The 15,832-nt window shown below is 44.1% G+C and carries 13 protein-coding genes; 4 read left to right on the plus strand and 9 right to left on the minus strand.

Going from position 1 to position 15,832, the window contains the following annotated elements:
- Positions 1–348 precede the first annotated feature (348 nt).
- The 7 genes from AB6D07_RS10320 to pulA all read right to left on the minus strand — a co-directional run bounded on the left by AB6D07_RS10320 (position 349) and on the right by pulA (position 9,461).
- The gene (locus tag AB6D07_RS10320; RefSeq protein ID WP_017097735.1) at positions 349–720 is read right to left on the minus strand and encodes a DUF4440 domain-containing protein; all 372 of its coding nucleotides are present in this window, start codon (positions 718–720) and stop codon (positions 349–351) included.
- 46 nt (positions 721–766) lie between these two features.
- Positions 767–1,132: a VOC family protein gene (locus AB6D07_RS10325; protein ID WP_017104306.1), complete on the minus strand. Its 366-nt coding sequence runs from the start codon at positions 1,130–1,132 to the stop codon at positions 767–769.
- Positions 1,133–1,159: 27 nt separating this feature from the next.
- Positions 1,160–1,624 carry a cupin domain-containing protein gene (locus AB6D07_RS10330; RefSeq protein WP_017104305.1) on the minus strand — a complete coding sequence of 155 codons (465 nt, stop codon included), beginning with the start codon at positions 1,622–1,624 and terminating at the stop codon, positions 1,160–1,162.
- 499 nt (positions 1,625–2,123) lie between these two features.
- Complete coding sequence (locus AB6D07_RS10335; protein WP_017104304.1) at positions 2,124–3,077, minus strand: nucleotidyl transferase AbiEii/AbiGii toxin family protein; 954 nt, start codon at positions 3,075–3,077, stop codon at positions 2,124–2,126.
- 1 nt (position 3,078) lies between these two features.
- A complete protein-coding gene (locus tag AB6D07_RS10340) occupies positions 3,079–3,483 on the minus strand; it encodes a DUF6088 family protein (protein ID WP_017104303.1) in 405 nt (134 codons plus the stop codon).
- A gap of 225 nt (positions 3,484–3,708) precedes the next feature.
- Positions 3,709–5,475, minus strand: coding sequence for an alpha-amylase family protein (locus AB6D07_RS10345; RefSeq protein WP_017104302.1), 1,767 nt, complete (start codon positions 5,473–5,475; stop codon positions 3,709–3,711).
- A gap of 272 nt (positions 5,476–5,747) precedes the next feature.
- On the minus strand, positions 5,748–9,461 hold the full coding sequence (gene pulA, locus AB6D07_RS10350) for a pullulanase-type alpha-1,6-glucosidase (protein ID WP_017104301.1): 3,714 nt from the start codon (positions 9,459–9,461) through the stop codon (positions 5,748–5,750).
- Between the two features lie 376 nt (positions 9,462–9,837).
- Between pulA and AB6D07_RS10355 the strand changes: the two genes are divergently transcribed.
- On the plus strand, positions 9,838–10,227 hold the full coding sequence (locus AB6D07_RS10355) for a DUF1294 domain-containing protein (protein ID WP_017104300.1): 390 nt from the start codon (positions 9,838–9,840) through the stop codon (positions 10,225–10,227).
- 54 nt (positions 10,228–10,281) lie between these two features.
- Here AB6D07_RS10355 and AB6D07_RS10360 read toward each other — a convergent pair whose 3' ends face one another.
- Entirely contained in the window at positions 10,282–10,866 is a 585-nt protein-coding gene (locus AB6D07_RS10360; protein ID WP_029223178.1) for a LysE family translocator, read from the minus strand.
- A gap of 141 nt (positions 10,867–11,007) precedes the next feature.
- Here AB6D07_RS10360 and AB6D07_RS10365 point away from each other — a divergent pair, with 141 nt between their 5' ends.
- The 3 genes from AB6D07_RS10365 to AB6D07_RS10375 all read left to right on the plus strand — a co-directional run bounded on the left by AB6D07_RS10365 (position 11,008) and on the right by AB6D07_RS10375 (position 13,949).
- Positions 11,008–11,448 (plus strand): Lrp/AsnC family transcriptional regulator, encoded by a 441-nt coding sequence (locus AB6D07_RS10365; RefSeq protein ID WP_009845852.1) that lies wholly within the window; start codon positions 11,008–11,010, stop codon positions 11,446–11,448.
- Positions 11,449–11,474: 26 nt separating this feature from the next.
- Positions 11,475–12,404 carry a LysR family transcriptional regulator gene (locus AB6D07_RS10370; RefSeq protein WP_012600171.1) on the plus strand — a complete coding sequence of 310 codons (930 nt, stop codon included), beginning with the start codon at positions 11,475–11,477 and terminating at the stop codon, positions 12,402–12,404.
- 309 nt (positions 12,405–12,713) lie between these two features.
- The gene (locus tag AB6D07_RS10375) at positions 12,714–13,949 is read left to right on the plus strand and encodes a tetratricopeptide repeat protein (RefSeq protein ID WP_029223177.1); all 1,236 of its coding nucleotides are present in this window, start codon (positions 12,714–12,716) and stop codon (positions 13,947–13,949) included.
- 268 nt (positions 13,950–14,217) lie between these two features.
- Here the strand turns inward: AB6D07_RS10375 and sstT are convergent, their stop codons facing one another.
- Positions 14,218–15,435, minus strand: a complete 1,218-nt coding sequence (sstT, locus tag AB6D07_RS10380) for a serine/threonine transporter SstT (protein ID WP_009845849.1) — start codon at positions 15,433–15,435, stop codon at positions 14,218–14,220.
- Positions 15,436–15,832: the final 397 nt, after the last annotated feature.

Below are 15,832 nucleotides of genomic sequence, written 5' to 3' on the forward strand. Positions count from 1 at the left end.
TGATCTTATTCTTCGTGCTGAAAGATTAGAATGCGGTGTTCATGACACGCTTACCAAAAACCCAGCAACACAGACGGAATCATTCCATCTATGTTGCTGTCGTTCATTATAAAACTCAATAGGTATCAACCTGTTGTGTGAATCGACAGAGAGTTTCGGGGGGAGAACTACGAAAAGTTTCCGCATAAGTGCCCAAAGTACGGATTAGATTAATTTGGTCTACTACAGTATTGGCTAGGTGGTCAGTTCGTTGGTTCTAAAAAGGTTTGGGGCAGAGGCGTGTTACAAACTTTAAGCTCCCCCGTAATGACAAACTTCAGTAGATAGTTAGATTTCGGATAATCACTACTAACTGAGTTTGAAAGGTTTACATTGCGTACCTTGATGATACCTGAGCTTCCAACAAGTGCCCGTAAATGTCCAAATTGAACAGCGTTTGGCATAGTCACTAACTTCTCCAGATTCGCTTACAAGAGCAGACTCATACTTTAAAAGCTGTATAGAAGGCTCAAGTTGAATACATTCATACTTTTGAGAATGAACGCGGATATCTGAAGGTTCTTCCAAATCCATCATTTGAATAATGGATGTAAAGTCGTAGCTATCTCCTGACTTACCAACTTCAGTAAAACTAGGGTGTATTAAACGATCAAGATCAGCTTTGTTCTGACGAGTTTGGTATTGATGGAGTTCTATTTCTTGTTCGATCAAAATGTCCATTTTACCTCCTAAACTGATATGACATATAAGGCCTTTTATAATCCATTTAAACCACTTGCAACGTGGTCGCCCCACGCAAGCCAATTAAGTTGCCAAACGGGTCTTCGATTTGACACATAAAAAGCCCATTTTCAATTGCCATTGGGCCTCTATACAGTTTTGCACCAAGTTCTTCAAAATGATCCAGTGCTTTATCTAAGTTGTTTACCGACCAATATAAAACTGTCCCGCATTTACCCGAGCCTACTTTTTCGTCTGCTTGTACTATCTCAAGAGAAAAACCGTTTAAATTGAGCACGGTAAAGTCGAAACTAGGATGATAAACAGAGACAGCTGTAGGAAAGGCTTTTTGATACCACTCGATGCCCAATGCGACATTTTGAACATGAATAAGAATCGCTGTTGGAATCATAGTCTCCCTCCTACTATTTAACAGTAACTAGTATGGTGTGCCGTCCTTTCTAGAGGGAGTCCATTCACCAGAACTTTCAACAATCCATTTGAAATCATCATCTGGATAATGGGCTTCGTCTTTTGCAACTCGGCTCCCTATAACTATAAATTTAGCTTGTTCGCTACTGCGGTTTATTAAATGATGACCATTTTCGACCCTAGCAGGGAAGCCAATACACATTCCTGCAAATAATGTCTGCTCACCGTCATCACTGACTAAACATAGCTCACCATCGAGTACATAAAGAAATTCATCTGACCTTGTGTGCCAATGGCGAAGAGCCGACTGCGCATTCGGTTCTAATACTTCCAGATTCACACCGAACTGAGTGAGCCCAAAAGAATCACCTAAACTTCTGCATTCAGATTGACCAAGGCGAGATTTAAATGGCTCTGGAAATGGGTTAAACGTATCACCTTTTATGCTTAATGCTTGTTTCGCTTTCGTCATTAATTGCCCCTGTGCATAACGCTTTTCAGTCGGGATATAGTCATTTGCTTCTGTCTATCTTGCTCAACCTTTTTAAGCAACTCAAGCCATATATGATGGTCATGTGATTTTTGTACGCACATGAGTGATGGGTTACGAAAAAAACACCTGCACTCTAGGATTGTTCGTTAGCATATGTATTACAAAATCAACTCACCATTAATGAGTCAATCATCGGTCGTTACACACTTTGGGGAAAAAGTGATTTAGCTAACCGCCTTTCTATCATGTGATCACCAAGCGATTCTGTCAGACTACATCACGACAGTGCAATGGTTTGCCTCATAGGCATGTTGCGCTGCTCGTTGACTCATGAAGTAAGTGAGTCAAAGTAGAAAAATGAGACTTCGTAAACGCCCTAGAGTAGTGGGTTGGGCTAACTTTACGGTTTGTTGACTTGTTCTTGGTGTAGCGGATCTTGATTGATTTTAGTGTGTGGCATGAGGGGTTCTCAAATCGGTTAGATTGTTTTAATTAACGACTGCGCAATGCGTTTAAATGAGGCAAAGCAGGTATCAAAATCATGGGGGGCGGTGTTAAACACCATAGGGGTAACAAAGTCCTGAAAGCGTTGGCGAAAAACTGGGTTATCTTCAAGCTCTTTTAGCCCGAGCTGTAGCTCTTGTTTAGGGTTAGCAACAAACTCAGCGTGTTGATTACCAAAGCGATCGATATCTTCTTTCAATACGTTGTTAAACAACGTTGCAATCGCTGTAAGGTCGAAGTTTTCCAACTGTGCCTCGGTCTTTAAAATGCAGTAAACATCATAGATATGGCGTACAAGCGTGGTATCGTCCTTACGTTGCGCATCACGCTTTACTGACATGGTACGGCGCAACATCGAAATCACTTTTTCAACCAAGGTCGCTTGAATAGAGACGCAATCAAACGCTTTTACTTCTTGTGGCTGTTGATACAGTTCCGCTACCAATGATTGGATCGGCCGAGGTTCTACATCCAGTAAGGGGATCGTTTCCATTAACTCAAGTTTAATGATGGGGCGAAGACATGGCGCTTGGCTAAACTGCTGCGGGTATCTGAGTTCAAGTTCAACATAGCGATATTCATCACGAACGAGACGCGACTCAACTGTAAATCGCTCTGTTTGAGTGATCGCCATTTCAATCTCGTGAATGCATGTCTTGCGGGCGGTTTTCTTTTGGCCGCGACTCAGCTCACCAAATTCTTGGTGGGGAATGAGTTTTATATCCACATCTTCTGACATTCTCAGGATTTTAACGTTTGACTTGGCTAGAGCAGTGCCCCCAGAAAAAACCATTTGATGATGCACCGGAGTCACTTTCGCTAATTCGGCAAGCAAGGCGACGACCCAGTAATCTTTTTCAATAATGGCTGGGTTTCCGAGCTCAAGCGCATCGGAAACCTCAAGGAATTGTTGTTTTAGTTTTTCCATATTAACTCGGTGAGTTTAATACTCGGTTACCGACAGCCAACTTGCGATTAAACTGTTTAGGATTCCACGAGTATTGAATGGAGGATGGGATTTGGGTGCTTTTACCAGCTAGGCTTTGTAAAGACAGTTTGTCCATCTCAAAATCCACACCTTTCATCTTTAAAATTTCACGCATCAAAGCATCGCTTCCACCAGGGTTTGTGGGCATGGGTCTGCCGGTTAGGCTATTCATTCTTGCCTTTGTGTATAGACCATAGCCAAGTTTGATTAACTCACCTTGCTTAACTAACTGCCTTAACGCTCGACCGATTTGGTCGTAGCTAGCAAAACCATCAAAGTCTTTGCGCTCAAAAACATAACGTCTTGAGCGCTTTATCTTTTGATAAACGCGTTCAACTGCTGTCATTTGAACCTCCTAGCTTTCATACGTGTGGGTAGTATAACGCAACCTTATGATGACAGAAAGAAATACGGCATATCCAAAGGAAGACATGCGGCGTGAAAAATAAAAACAAGACCATAATTTGTTGTTTTATTTACATTATTCTAATGAGATTGAAAAATGACCTTCTTATAAATGGTATCCTAACCTTACTATGAGTCATCCCTTTATTACTTTTAGAACGGTTGATTAAAGGGTTAACACCCAAGCGAAAGTGGCTAGGGGGGTTAATTCTGCACTCAAGTAACCGACACCATTTTCCACATACAGCGTCTGTTGTTGGACGCCTTCAATATGTTCTTGGAGCGTATAGCTTCCGTCAGCGATGCCTAGTTTTTGAATAACCTCTGCAGTCACCTTCAGCTGAATGAGGTCTGTTTTGCTTTGGCTGAAGTTAGCCGCGGCGATAACCAGTTCTTGGCTATCAAAACGCAAGAAAGCATAAACTGAATCACTTAGCTGATTGGATTGGTGTAAATCTTGGTACGCTCCGGTCATCGATGAATGGTTCAATGAAAACGTCATCACTTGTTGATAGAAGAGTCTGAGCTGCTTTTCGTCATCGTTGAGCTGCCCCCCATCGAATTTTCCTCCGTTCATCCATTTTTGATGTTGAGGAACACCGATGTAGTCAAATATAGACGTGCGAGAAGGTTGTCCAAAACCTGCGTTCTCCGCACCCGGTTCGCCGACTTCTTGCCCGAAGTAAATCATGGTGGGAGAGCTACTTAATAGCGCACTGACTAACATGGCTGGTTTGGCAATGTGTGGGTTACCAACAAACTCAGGAGACGCGACACGCTGCTCATCGTGGTTGTCTAAGAAGTGCATCATGTGATGTTCGATGTCCATCATTTGATGCTGGATCTCAGGGATGATTGCCGTTGAAGCCTTACCTTGCATGACTGCTTTTAGGCCGTCGTAAAGATCAACTTTGTCATACAGGTAGTCCATTTTACCCAAGCGAATGTAATCACGATAAAGGTCCGGTTGATACACTTCCGCCATTAAAAAGGCGTCTTGATTCTTTACTTTTATTGATGAATTGAGATAGCTCCAGAATTCGACCGGTACCATTTCTGCCATATCGTAGCGAAACCCATCGACGCCTTTTTCTAACCAATATAAGGCGATGTCTCGAAACTTAATCCATGAATCCGGCACATCAACGTGCTGCCAGAAATGGTAGTGGGCGAGGTGATCATGCATCGCATAATCATTCGGTAGTTCAGGGAAGTCTTTTGAACCGTCTGGTCGCACGCCATAGTTAATTTTTACGGTTTCATACCAATCATCGAAGTTTGGTTTGCTCAAACGCGATCCGTTGCCTGTCCATTTGGCTGGGGATTCAAGAAACGGTGAGGCTAAATTCGGATGTTGTTCGCCACCAAGAGGAATGAACGCAGGTTCGATCTCGGGCAGTTCAAATGCGCTGTCAGGAATGTAATAGAAGTTATTGTTGCGATGATACTCAACCGTCGTGTCGTCTTGATCGCCAAAGTCATGTACGCCTTCTGGGTTATTCAAGCCTTGGTAATTACGGGCAATGTGGTTAGGGACGATATCAATGATGACTTTCAAACCATTGTCATGGCTTCTTTTGATCAAGGCTTCGAATTCCTGTAAACGCTGCGCTGGGTTGTCAGCAAGATCTGGGTTTACGGAGTAGTAATCTTTGACGGCATAAGGTGAGCCAGCCCGTCCTTTTACAACGCTCGGATGGTCGTCTGAGATGCCGATGTGCTTGTAGTCGTTGATCACAGCATGATGTGGTACTCCGGTGTACCAAATATGAGTGATGCCGAGTTCTCTAATTTCTGTCAGCGCTTTATTGGTGCAGTCACTGAACTTGCCTACGCCATTTTGTTCAATGGTTCCCCAAGGTGTGTTCTGTGTATTCTGATTGCCGAACAAACGGGTAAAAACTTGATAGATTGAATGTTTCTTGTTGTACATACTTATATTCCATCTCGAGAAGTGGAGGTGTAGGGCTTTGTCGTTGAAGCTGTGCTAGACGTTATGTTTGATATAGACGTTATATTTGATATAGAAGTTATCGTTAGGAGGCTAGCTTAATCAGAATGCGGCTTTATCCTCCTTGGGTAAGAAAATCGGGGCGTAGTGGCTGTGGTATGTGAGCGGCTGCTCAAAAAAAGGGAGGTTAATACCTCCCCTCGCTCTTCCCCAAAAAAACAGGCTCGTCTGTGATGATTATGTGAATGTGAAGCTTATTGTTTCGTCACAGATACCACGGCTTTTTCTGCGCTGTCATTGAGTTGATGAATCGCATTCAGTGTGAATGTGTAGTTGCCGGCTTCGGTTACATTCAACTTACAGTCGCCTTCGCTGCCAATGTTGATCGAGCCTTTAGCTAAGTCGACGGAGTGACAGCCAATATCCAAGATACCCCAAGTAGAACCGCTAAACTTGAAGCCATATTCACCCACAGCCAAAGCGCCAGTGACAGAGTAAACGCCGTTACCAACGAAGTTCATCGCCCAAGCGTCCGTCGGGTTCCATCCGTTCATTGCACCACGTACATAGACGGTCGTTTTGCCATATGGCGGAATCTTAGATACGTCCTTTTGTGAGTTATCAACCGATAACCCAGCACCTTGTGATGCACCTTGAGTTTGCACAAACACTGCGGTGGTTAATGGCGGTACGGTGAAAGTCTCAGCGGAAAAGGTGGCGCCTTTGACGATGTCATCGGCAGAGTTCTTCTGAATGGTATGGAGTGTAAAGCCCGTCGCTCCCGTGATCTTGAACGATTGAGATTTACTCGTTGAGTTTACAACAACCACAATCGCATCAGCGGTAGTATCTAGGTCTTTGCCTGTGGAGATTCCGTCATCAATAGACATCACGATCAGGCCTTCGATTTGATCTTTGCCCACATTGCGGAAGTCGACACGCTTCATGACTTCTTCTGCTGTGTCTAAGCGGAACAGTTCACTTGAGCTGCGGATTTTTAACAACTCTAGGAATTGCTGCTTGGTGAGGTCAATATCCTCTTTTGCAGGCTTGGCTGTGCTGTCGGCAATGATGGTTTTGATGAGTTCCCAATTGGCACCATCTTTGTCTTCACGAGGTAAGCCAACATTCCAGTTATTGCCAGTACCATCAAACATCACACGGTTGTACCAATCGCCAGAGTCGTAAGAATCACGCTGCATCGATTTAGAACGCAACAGTTCAGAACCCATGTGTATGAACGGGATGCCTTGACCCAACATGACGGTCGAGAGCGATACCGACTGCATACGAGCACGTTCTGCAGAGCTTGTACCTTCGGCGATTTTGTAAGCGTTGTTATCCCAAAGAGTTTGGTTATCGTGCTTGGAAACGTAAGAGATGTTCTCTGATGGCATTTTGGTGTAGCCGGCAGGTGCGCCATTGTAGTCGACGTTTTTGCCCAGTTTGGTATCACCTTTGTAATCCAGTAATACGTATTCGGCTAAGTTCCCCGCCATGCCTAAGCGCACAAGATCTTGGTTGTGTAAACGACCGTTGACTGAGTCTTGATCAACCTTGGTTTCTTCGTTGGCAAACGCGGCGTTACCGAAGCCTTGGTTAAAACGAAGTGGGTGCTTACCTTCAGAATCGACACCGCCATCAAATGGGCTACCGCCTCGCACTGCATCACGCAAACGGTCAGAGAAGGTGCCAATTTCGGTACCTGCCATATTGATCTGGTTGGCTTGTTCGAAGCGAGCGTTGTTTGCTACTTCGCCAAAGTCCCAACCTTCGCCATAGAACAGGGTATTTGGGTCGATCTTGCGCACTTCTTTCAATGCTTCAACCATTACGCTTTTTGGCTGGTGGCCCATTAAGTCAAAACGAAAACCATCAACCTTATAGTCGTCAGCCCATACCTTGAGTGAGTCGACCATCAACTTACCCATCATTAGGTTTTCAGTTGCGGTGTTATCACAACACGTTGAGCTTTCCACGCCACCAGTGTTCACATTCAGGCGGTGATAATACCCAGGGACGATCTTATCCAGTACGGACTTATCGTTCACGCCAGACGCATTGGTATGGTTATAAACCACGTCCATGATCAGTTTCAGATCCATGTCGTGCGCAGCTTTAACCATTTGACGGAATTCTAGAATACGTTTTGAACCGTTAGGATCTGTCGCGTAACTTCCCTCTGGAACGGTGTAATGAAATGGGTCGTAGCCCCAGTTGAAACTATCTAACATACGCAGATCGTTCATTAGAGCTTGGGCATCGCCTGTTGAAGAGTTATAGCTGTTGAGTACGGCTTCGATGGTTTTGTTTTCATCTTCGGTGCCGCATAAAGTCGCTGTTGGTTTTACGTTACAGAGTTTGCTAACGGTGTCGGTGATATCCACGCGGCTCGCATCATCTTCATTGATGGTAGCGATATCGAATGCAGGTAAGATATGAAGCGTAGTTAAACCGGCATCTTTCAGAGCTTTCAAATGTTTTACTGACTCACGATCGGCTTCTGTTAGCGCTAGATACTTGCCGTTTAAGCTTGCTGTACCTAACTTATCACTGAAGCTAAAGTCACGAAGGTGTGATTCGTACAGTACGTGGTCTTCGTCTTTCTTCACCGTTGGGCGCTTATATCCAGTCCAACCTTGTGGCATCAGTGCTGCTTCATCAAGGTCAATCACTTGTGAGTATGCTGAATTCTTCGACAAGCCGAGTGAGTATGGGTCGGTCACAAGGCGAGTTTCGATATTACCAGTGGTTGGGTGATAAACCTTCACTTGGTAACGGTAATAACTATTCACGGCGTTAGAAATTGAATCCGTTGCCCAAATGCCTGTTTCCAAGCTTTCTGTCATTGGGAGCACTTTAGAACTTTGTCGGTCTTCGCTGTAGAGGACGAGTTCAACATCTTGCGCGGTAGGGGCCCAAAGTTTGAAGGTCGTCGTGCTGCCTTCCACAATCGCCCCCAGTGCTTCTCCGATTGCGTTACCGGCCTGTTCGTTGGCAAATACAGCATCAAGTACGCCGGGCTTTTGAACTTCAGTTGAAGAGATAACGTCGCCATTCGCATTATACGCAACAACAATGATCTGAGATTTCAAGATGGTGCGCAGCGTGCTGGTGTCAACATCAATTGATAAAGCGGGTAAGCTTGCTAGATGACGGAAGCGTTCTTTTAATGCAGAGGATAGCTTGCCATCTTTTTTGAGTTCAACGGCCTGCCCACCGACGATCGCCTTATCATCGTTTATCGTGATGCTGTTATCGAGTGCGTAGAACAACTTGAGAGAATCGGCACCGTCTGCAGCTTCCCAAGCGATTGTGTTTGAGTCCAACCAATGTGCCTTCTGGCCATCAATCTTAACTGGGCGTTCTGAAATCGGTTCGTAGTACAGCGCGCTGCTGCCATGGAAACCGAATACAGATTGAGATTGACTCAGTTTGGTGAGATCAATTTTCGAGTTAGCGCTGCCAAACGCCTTATCGCCGCCATTATGCAAGATGAAGTTGATGCACTTATGAGGGTCGGATGCATCTGGGTCGACTTTCAACACGTAGTAGGCGCCATAGGTATCATTGATGCCCTTGAATTCATAAGGTACATCCCAGTCAGTCCCATTGTTACCTAATCCCATGCCGACTAAGTCAGTGCTCGTACAACCTTCACCATTCCAAAGGTGAAGCCCCCAGCCGTCGTAGGTCGAGCCAGAAGCGCGAGCCGCTGCAACATCACGTTTGTAATAAATAACAACTTCGTTTTCAGCGGCTTTATATAGACTATTGCTGTCAGAGTTTGTTTTGCTAGTGTCGCTTCCACAGCCTGCTATCAAGGTCGCGGTGACGAGAGGCAATATCGCCTTAGCTAAAGCAGAACGTTTGAAGGTGTTTGTTTGCGCAATATTGAAGCTCTTTGTTTTTGCAATCTTCAAGGTACTTTGTAGAATCTCGTGTTTATTGGTATTTATTTCGTTCACGTTTTGATATCCATATTTTTTACGAAGATGAATATCCTAGGCTTAACGATGCTCCACTATTTGTGACGCTTATGTATTAAGTTATTTTTAATCCGTAAAAATAGGAAACCTAGTGTCGATATCACGGATTGTGGTGGTTAACGCGCTTTTTTATTGGTTCAATAGCTCATAAAATACAGTTGGTTAGCCATAGGCGTAGAAGATAGGAGTAGTCGCTAGGGGTGATAACTACGCCTTATTTATGTGAGCTTAGTGGCACTTCACTCGTAGGTTGTTTTTCCTATCAAAAAAAGTTTGTACTCATTCGCCTCAAATGCCTTAGTGAGTCTTTAATGTGGAATGGTGACGCTATGTTGTTCATTATCCAAAGGAGTTGATGTTGTCTTCATCTATTCAAATCGCTATTACTTATCTGGTATTGGTAGCGGTATCTGCGTTGTTTTCAGAAAGTTCAAAAGCGCTCTTGGTGTGGTATTTAGTTATCGGAATAGTGACGTTTTTTGTGTACGCGAAGGACAAGAGAGCGGCAATCAATGGTAATTGGCGTGTACCAGAGAAAACTCTGCATATTTTTTCTGTTGCTGGTGGTTGGTTAGGGGCGTTAATTGCTCAAGATAAACTGCGTCATAAAACGCAGAAGCAACCATTTAGACTTATATTTTTCGTGACGGCGTCACTTAATGTTGTGGCTTTTGTCTGGACGTTAACGCCGAGTGGGCAGGCGACATTTGGTCAATGGTTAAGCGAGATTATTAAGCTCTTTTAAAGAAACGGATGGTTAGCACCGGTGTACTAACCATCAATAGATAAAGTAAGTCGATTAGATCATCGGAATCGTTGAGGCTAGAAGTAAGCCTGCCATACCGTAGTTGAAGCTCTTGATGCGTACTGGTGTTGTTAACCAGTGTTGCAGTTGTTTGCCTGCTGCCGTCCAGAATGTCACTGATGGCAAGTTGGCTAGTGTGAATATACTGGCGATGATCGCGAGCTCCCACCATGAACTACCACTGCTGTACACTGAAATTGCCGTCAGCGCCATTGACCAACCTTTCGGGTTCACCCACTGAAAACTGGCTGCGCCAATGAAGGTCATTGGTTTAAAAGCCTCAGTACTTTTCGCTTTACCGCTCAATGCTATCTTAATCGCAAGGTACACGAGGTAAGCAAGACTCAGGTATTTCAAGATTTGGTGAGAGACCGGATAGGCGTTAAAAATCCCCATTAAGCCGAAGCCAACCAATAGCAACATGGCTGCAAACCCCAGAGCAATGCCCAGCATGTGCGGAATAGTACGGGCAAAGCCAACATTGGCTCCTGATGTCATGAGCATGATGTTATTTGGACCTGGTGTGAAGGTCGAGACAAACGCAAACAAGGCAAGTGCGCTAAGTTGTTCTAAAGGCATTGTGATTCTCCAGCAGTAAAATGAACGAAGTGACTGACCGGTCATGACTTTCACGTGTTGAGAAACATAGTAGGTGGAAAGTGAGGCAATTATGTGCTTTTATTTCCTCAATTATCACTTAATGCACAATAATAAGTACTTATGGATAGATTTGACGAAAGGATATTGCAAGAGCTTAAATTGGACGGCAGAATCTCCAACATTGAGCTTTCAGAACGTATAGGATTGTCGGCTTCAGCGACCTTAAGGCGAGTACAGGATCTCGAGCGTAAAGGGATCATTCAAGGTTACCGTGCGGTTCTGGATAATGGCCTGATGGGCGTTGGCTTTATAGCTTATGTTTCGATTGGCTTGTCGAGCCACAGCAAAGCGGCTCAGCTAGAGTTTGAACAGCACGTCAGTATGGAAAAAGAGGTGGTGGAGTGCCACAACATTACTGGTGCCAACGAGTACTTGCTAAGGGTAGAAACCAAAGATCTACCGGGCTATAAGAAGTTTCATGCCGATGTGCTTGGGGAATGTGCTCAGGTGCAATCGATTACGACTATGGTTGTGATGGACACCCCCAAAGATGAACGTTAGTCGAGTTTTATTTCAGGAGAGGCGCAGTGCCAAATACTAACCAGTTGTTGTTGTTCTTAGATGTGGTTCAACAAGGGTCGTTTACCAAAGCGGCAACTTTACACGATATGGACAACTCATCACTCTCTAAACAGATAAAAAAGCTTGAACAAGATTTAGGTGTTCAGTTGCTCAACCGTTCTACGCGTTCGTTCTCGTTGACGTCGGCAGGGGAAGATATTCTCGCGCAAACCTATGTACTGAAAGATACTATTAATCAGATCCAAGGCATTGCCGACTCGTACCAATCTGAGCCCAAAGGTGTGTTACGAATTACGTCGCCGATCTATTTTGGTCAGCAATACTTGCAACCTATTATTACTCAGTTCATGAGAAAGTATCCGGATGTTCAGATTGTGCTGTCACTAGACGACAAGATCGCCAACATCATTGCCGGGCAGTTTGATATTGCATTTCGCTTCAGTAAGCTTGTTGAATCCAACTTGATTGCTAAAAAAATTGCCGACAGTAACTTCATGCTCGTTGCATCGAACGACTTTGTGAAAGAGCACGGTGAGCCAAAGACGCCACAAGATTTGCTCTCCTTACCTGCGGTTATCTATACCAATGGTGATATGACAGTCGATCACCTGCGGATCAGTGAAGAGCCACATGGCAACATTTTCCAAAGCCTGACGATTCGTGGCAACTATAAGGTCAGTGATGTTCGCACCATGGTGTCTTGCGTAAAAGATGGCTTAGGTTATGGCTTCCTTGACCAATCAAACTTGTATGCCTCAATGAAAGAGTTGGGCTTGGTTACGTTACTTCCTGATTATGCAATATCGACGGTTGATACGGCTATTTATGCTGTGTATCCGCATCGTAAGCAGACCAAATTGGTGAAAGAGTTCATTACTACGGTTCAAGACTATATTGGCTCTCCGACCATTTGGGAGAAGATGCAGCAAGGTTAGTTGGAAAGTCTAGGCCATAAGCTGCTAGATAAGATAGATAAGATAGATAAGATAGAATAAGTAACGCCCCAAGACTTATAGATAAAAAGCGAGCGGGATCACAGCATTAATGGAGTGCTGACGGATAGATACTCGTAGGCTTTTTATCATTATGTATTCCTGAGATACTGAACAAAATTCATTTTAGGGCGGATCGTTTTAATAACTGCGCTTTTCCCTGTCATTCAAACATACTGCTCGCTATAGGTTGATTGCTTTCCTGTGTAGGGTGCTATTAGCCGAGTTAGGATAAAATATTTTATGAGTACAATGGGAATCGCAATTGGTGCGACCGCTCTTTCGTTAATACTGATTGCTGTTTGGTTGGTCTCTTTGTCGCTAAGAAAAAAGCGCTTGGAACAAGAACGTAAAGCTCGCGCTGTCGCTTACCGAAAAGCGATTGAAAAAGCACGTATCCAAGAGCAAAAAGATCGTCAATTTAAGGCTGAAACAGGGCATGTGCCGTCGATTTTGTATTTGGCGAAAGAGGCCGAACGAGTCAATCTTAAGGAAGCTCTGTATTGGTACGATAAAGCTGCCCATTTAGACAATGTCAACGGCATGTACGGCATTGTGCGTCTGAGTATGAAGTGCAAAGAAGACCTAATTTTAAGAGAAAAGGCCAATTTTTGGCAGTTAGCGATATCAGCACTGGATAACGATCCGCTTGCAAAATTCGAGGTGGGTAAAGCACTCGTGTTTGGTCGCGGAGTTGAGAAAAACCTTCCGAAAGGCAGCGCCTATATTGAAGAGTCTGCGGTTAGTGGTAACACCGAAGCGATGCTTTTCATGGGGGATTGGTGCTTAGATAGAGAGAACCCGGATTATTCTCCAGAAAGCTCTTTCATGTGGTACAGAAAAGCGGCTGAAAAGAATAGCCTAGACGGAAAAATCAAATTGGGTATGAGCTATTTGAACGGTGTTGGTGTTGTCGCTAATCATCGTGAAGCGGTTTACTGGTTTGAAACGGCAGCTGAAAAAAACTGTGCAGAAGCGATGTTTAAAGCCGGTGAGGCGTGGATTGACCATGGTGAGCACGGCAATGCTATCGCGTATATCTGGTTATTCTTATCGGCTCATTTTGGCTATGCGGATGCTAGGTATTTGAGAGATAAAGTTGGTGGGGATCTTGGTGTTGATGCCGTTGTGGGGTTACAGGCTCTGACTAAGCCAATAATGACCAAGTTGACGCAAGAAGCAATCACCAAGCACTCTATCGTTAAAGCGCTCAACAAGCTCTACAAACGCGATATCCCAGTACATAAGAAAGTGAAAGAAGCCTCTGACGAAGAGGGTGATGAGTTAGGTGTCGATAAGGCGGATTTGGATACCGAAGCTTCAAGTGCTCAAGGTTTAAATGGCAACAATCACCAACAGGCGGCTGAAAACCATGATGGTGCCAAGGCAAGCGCGAATCGAGCATCACAAGATAAGCAAGCTAACTCTAATAGCGGTTCTTTGGACTTTAGCCAACCGGTAGTCGAGTCTAACTGGAAGAGCAATTAATAAACCGTGTTTATGAGTTATTACCTGTATTCTGAACATGACTGAAACGAGTAGTTCTACAATTAAAAGAATCCAACGATGTTCTATGAGTGTAGATGTTATAACTGACTGCATTAAGCCGCTAAGTCATACGGTAGGTATTATTGACTGCGGCGGGGAAAGCACTCAAACAAAAAAAGGGAAGCATCTGCTTCCCTTTTTGTTTATGTACGATTTGCTTTTTAGAGCTTAGAGCTTAGAACTGTTTAGGTTCAGAGCAGCTAAAGGCTTATTGCTCTTTGTTTTGCTCGGCTTTACATACAGCCGCAGTGAACACTACGTCTGTTGAGCTGTTAAGCGCCGTTTCAGCTGAATCTTGAATCACACCGATAATGAAACCAACCGCTACAACCTGCATCGCTACATCGTTTGAAATACCGAATAGGCCACACGCTAGCGGGATAAGCAGTAGTGAACCGCCAGCAACACCCGATGCGCCACATGCTGAAACTGCAGCAACAAGGCTTAGTAGAATCGCAGTGAAGATATCAATCTCAATACCCATAGTGTGTACAGCAGCAAGCGTTAACACAGTGATGGTGATTGCAGCGCCTGCCATGTTGATCGTTGCGCCCAGAGGAATCGATACAGAGTAAGTATCTTCGTCTAGCTTTAACTTCTTACAAAGGTTCATGTTCACTGGGATGTTTGCAGCGCTTGAACGAGTGAAGAATGCCGTTACACCAGATTCACGAATACATTGCAGTACAAGTGGGTATGGGTTTTGTTTTGTTTTAATAAATACAAGCAGTGGGTTAACCACAAGTGCGATGATCAGCATTGAGCTTAGTAGTACTGCTAGTAGTTGACCGTAGCTTGCCAGTGCATCGAAGCCTGTTGTTGCGAATGTAGCAGAAACAAGACCGAAGATACCGAATGGCGCAAGACGAATAATGAAGCGAACAATGTGTGAAACACTGTGGCTTAGGTCTTCGAAAACCGCTTTGGTTGTTGCAGATGCGTGGTGCAGTGCAAGACCAAGACCGATGGCCCAAGCTAGAATACCGATGTAGTTCGCGTTCATTAGTGCGCTAACTGGGTTGTCTACAAGCTTGAATAGAAGCGTATGAAGAACTTCTGCAATACCTTGAGGAGGGTTAGCACCTTCAGCGCCAGCAACCAGTGTCAAAGTGGTTGGGAACATGAAGCTCAGTACTACAGCAGTCAGTGCAGCAGAGAACGTACCAATCAGGTAAAGCACAATGATTGGACGCATATGGGTATGCTGACCTTTCTTTTGGTTTGCGATAGAAGCTGCAACAAGAATGAATACTAAAATTGGGGCAACAGCTTTCAGAGCACCAACAAACAGACTACCTAATAGGCCTGCATCTTGAGCTGCTGAAGGAGAAACCATGGCGAGAACGACACCGAAAACAATACCAGCAAGGATCTGTAGAACGAGATTTCCACGAGCGATGCGGGCGAGCATGTTGTGATTTTGCATAAAATACCTGCAATTGTTAATTTATTATAGTGATGTATCTTTTTATGAAGTTGTACCAAATCCAACTATACACTAGCGGAATTGGCGGTCATATTAGCGGGATCTTAGAGGGTGTCTAGGGATAGTTTACTTTTAGGGTTATTGTTTGCGCCATGTGGTGTTTTTAGAGCTAAATGTTAAATAAATGTATTTTGATTGAGCTATAAATCTGCTGATTCTCATTTGATAGATTCAAAACACTGCAAATGTAGAAATGTAAACGGTTATATAAAAGAACATTGTGTGCATAAATAACCACACCATTATCAAATTGAAACAAAAAGCCCCACGTGATTAACACGATGGGGCTCATTGTCTTAAATTAAAGTTATCTTAAGTTAGGTTATCTTCAATACAG

Origin of the sequence: Vibrio sp. 10N.239.312.C11, assembly GCF_041466065.1 — a bacterium.
GTDB classification, from domain to species: domain Bacteria; phylum Pseudomonadota; class Gammaproteobacteria; order Enterobacterales; family Vibrionaceae; genus Vibrio; species Vibrio tasmaniensis_A.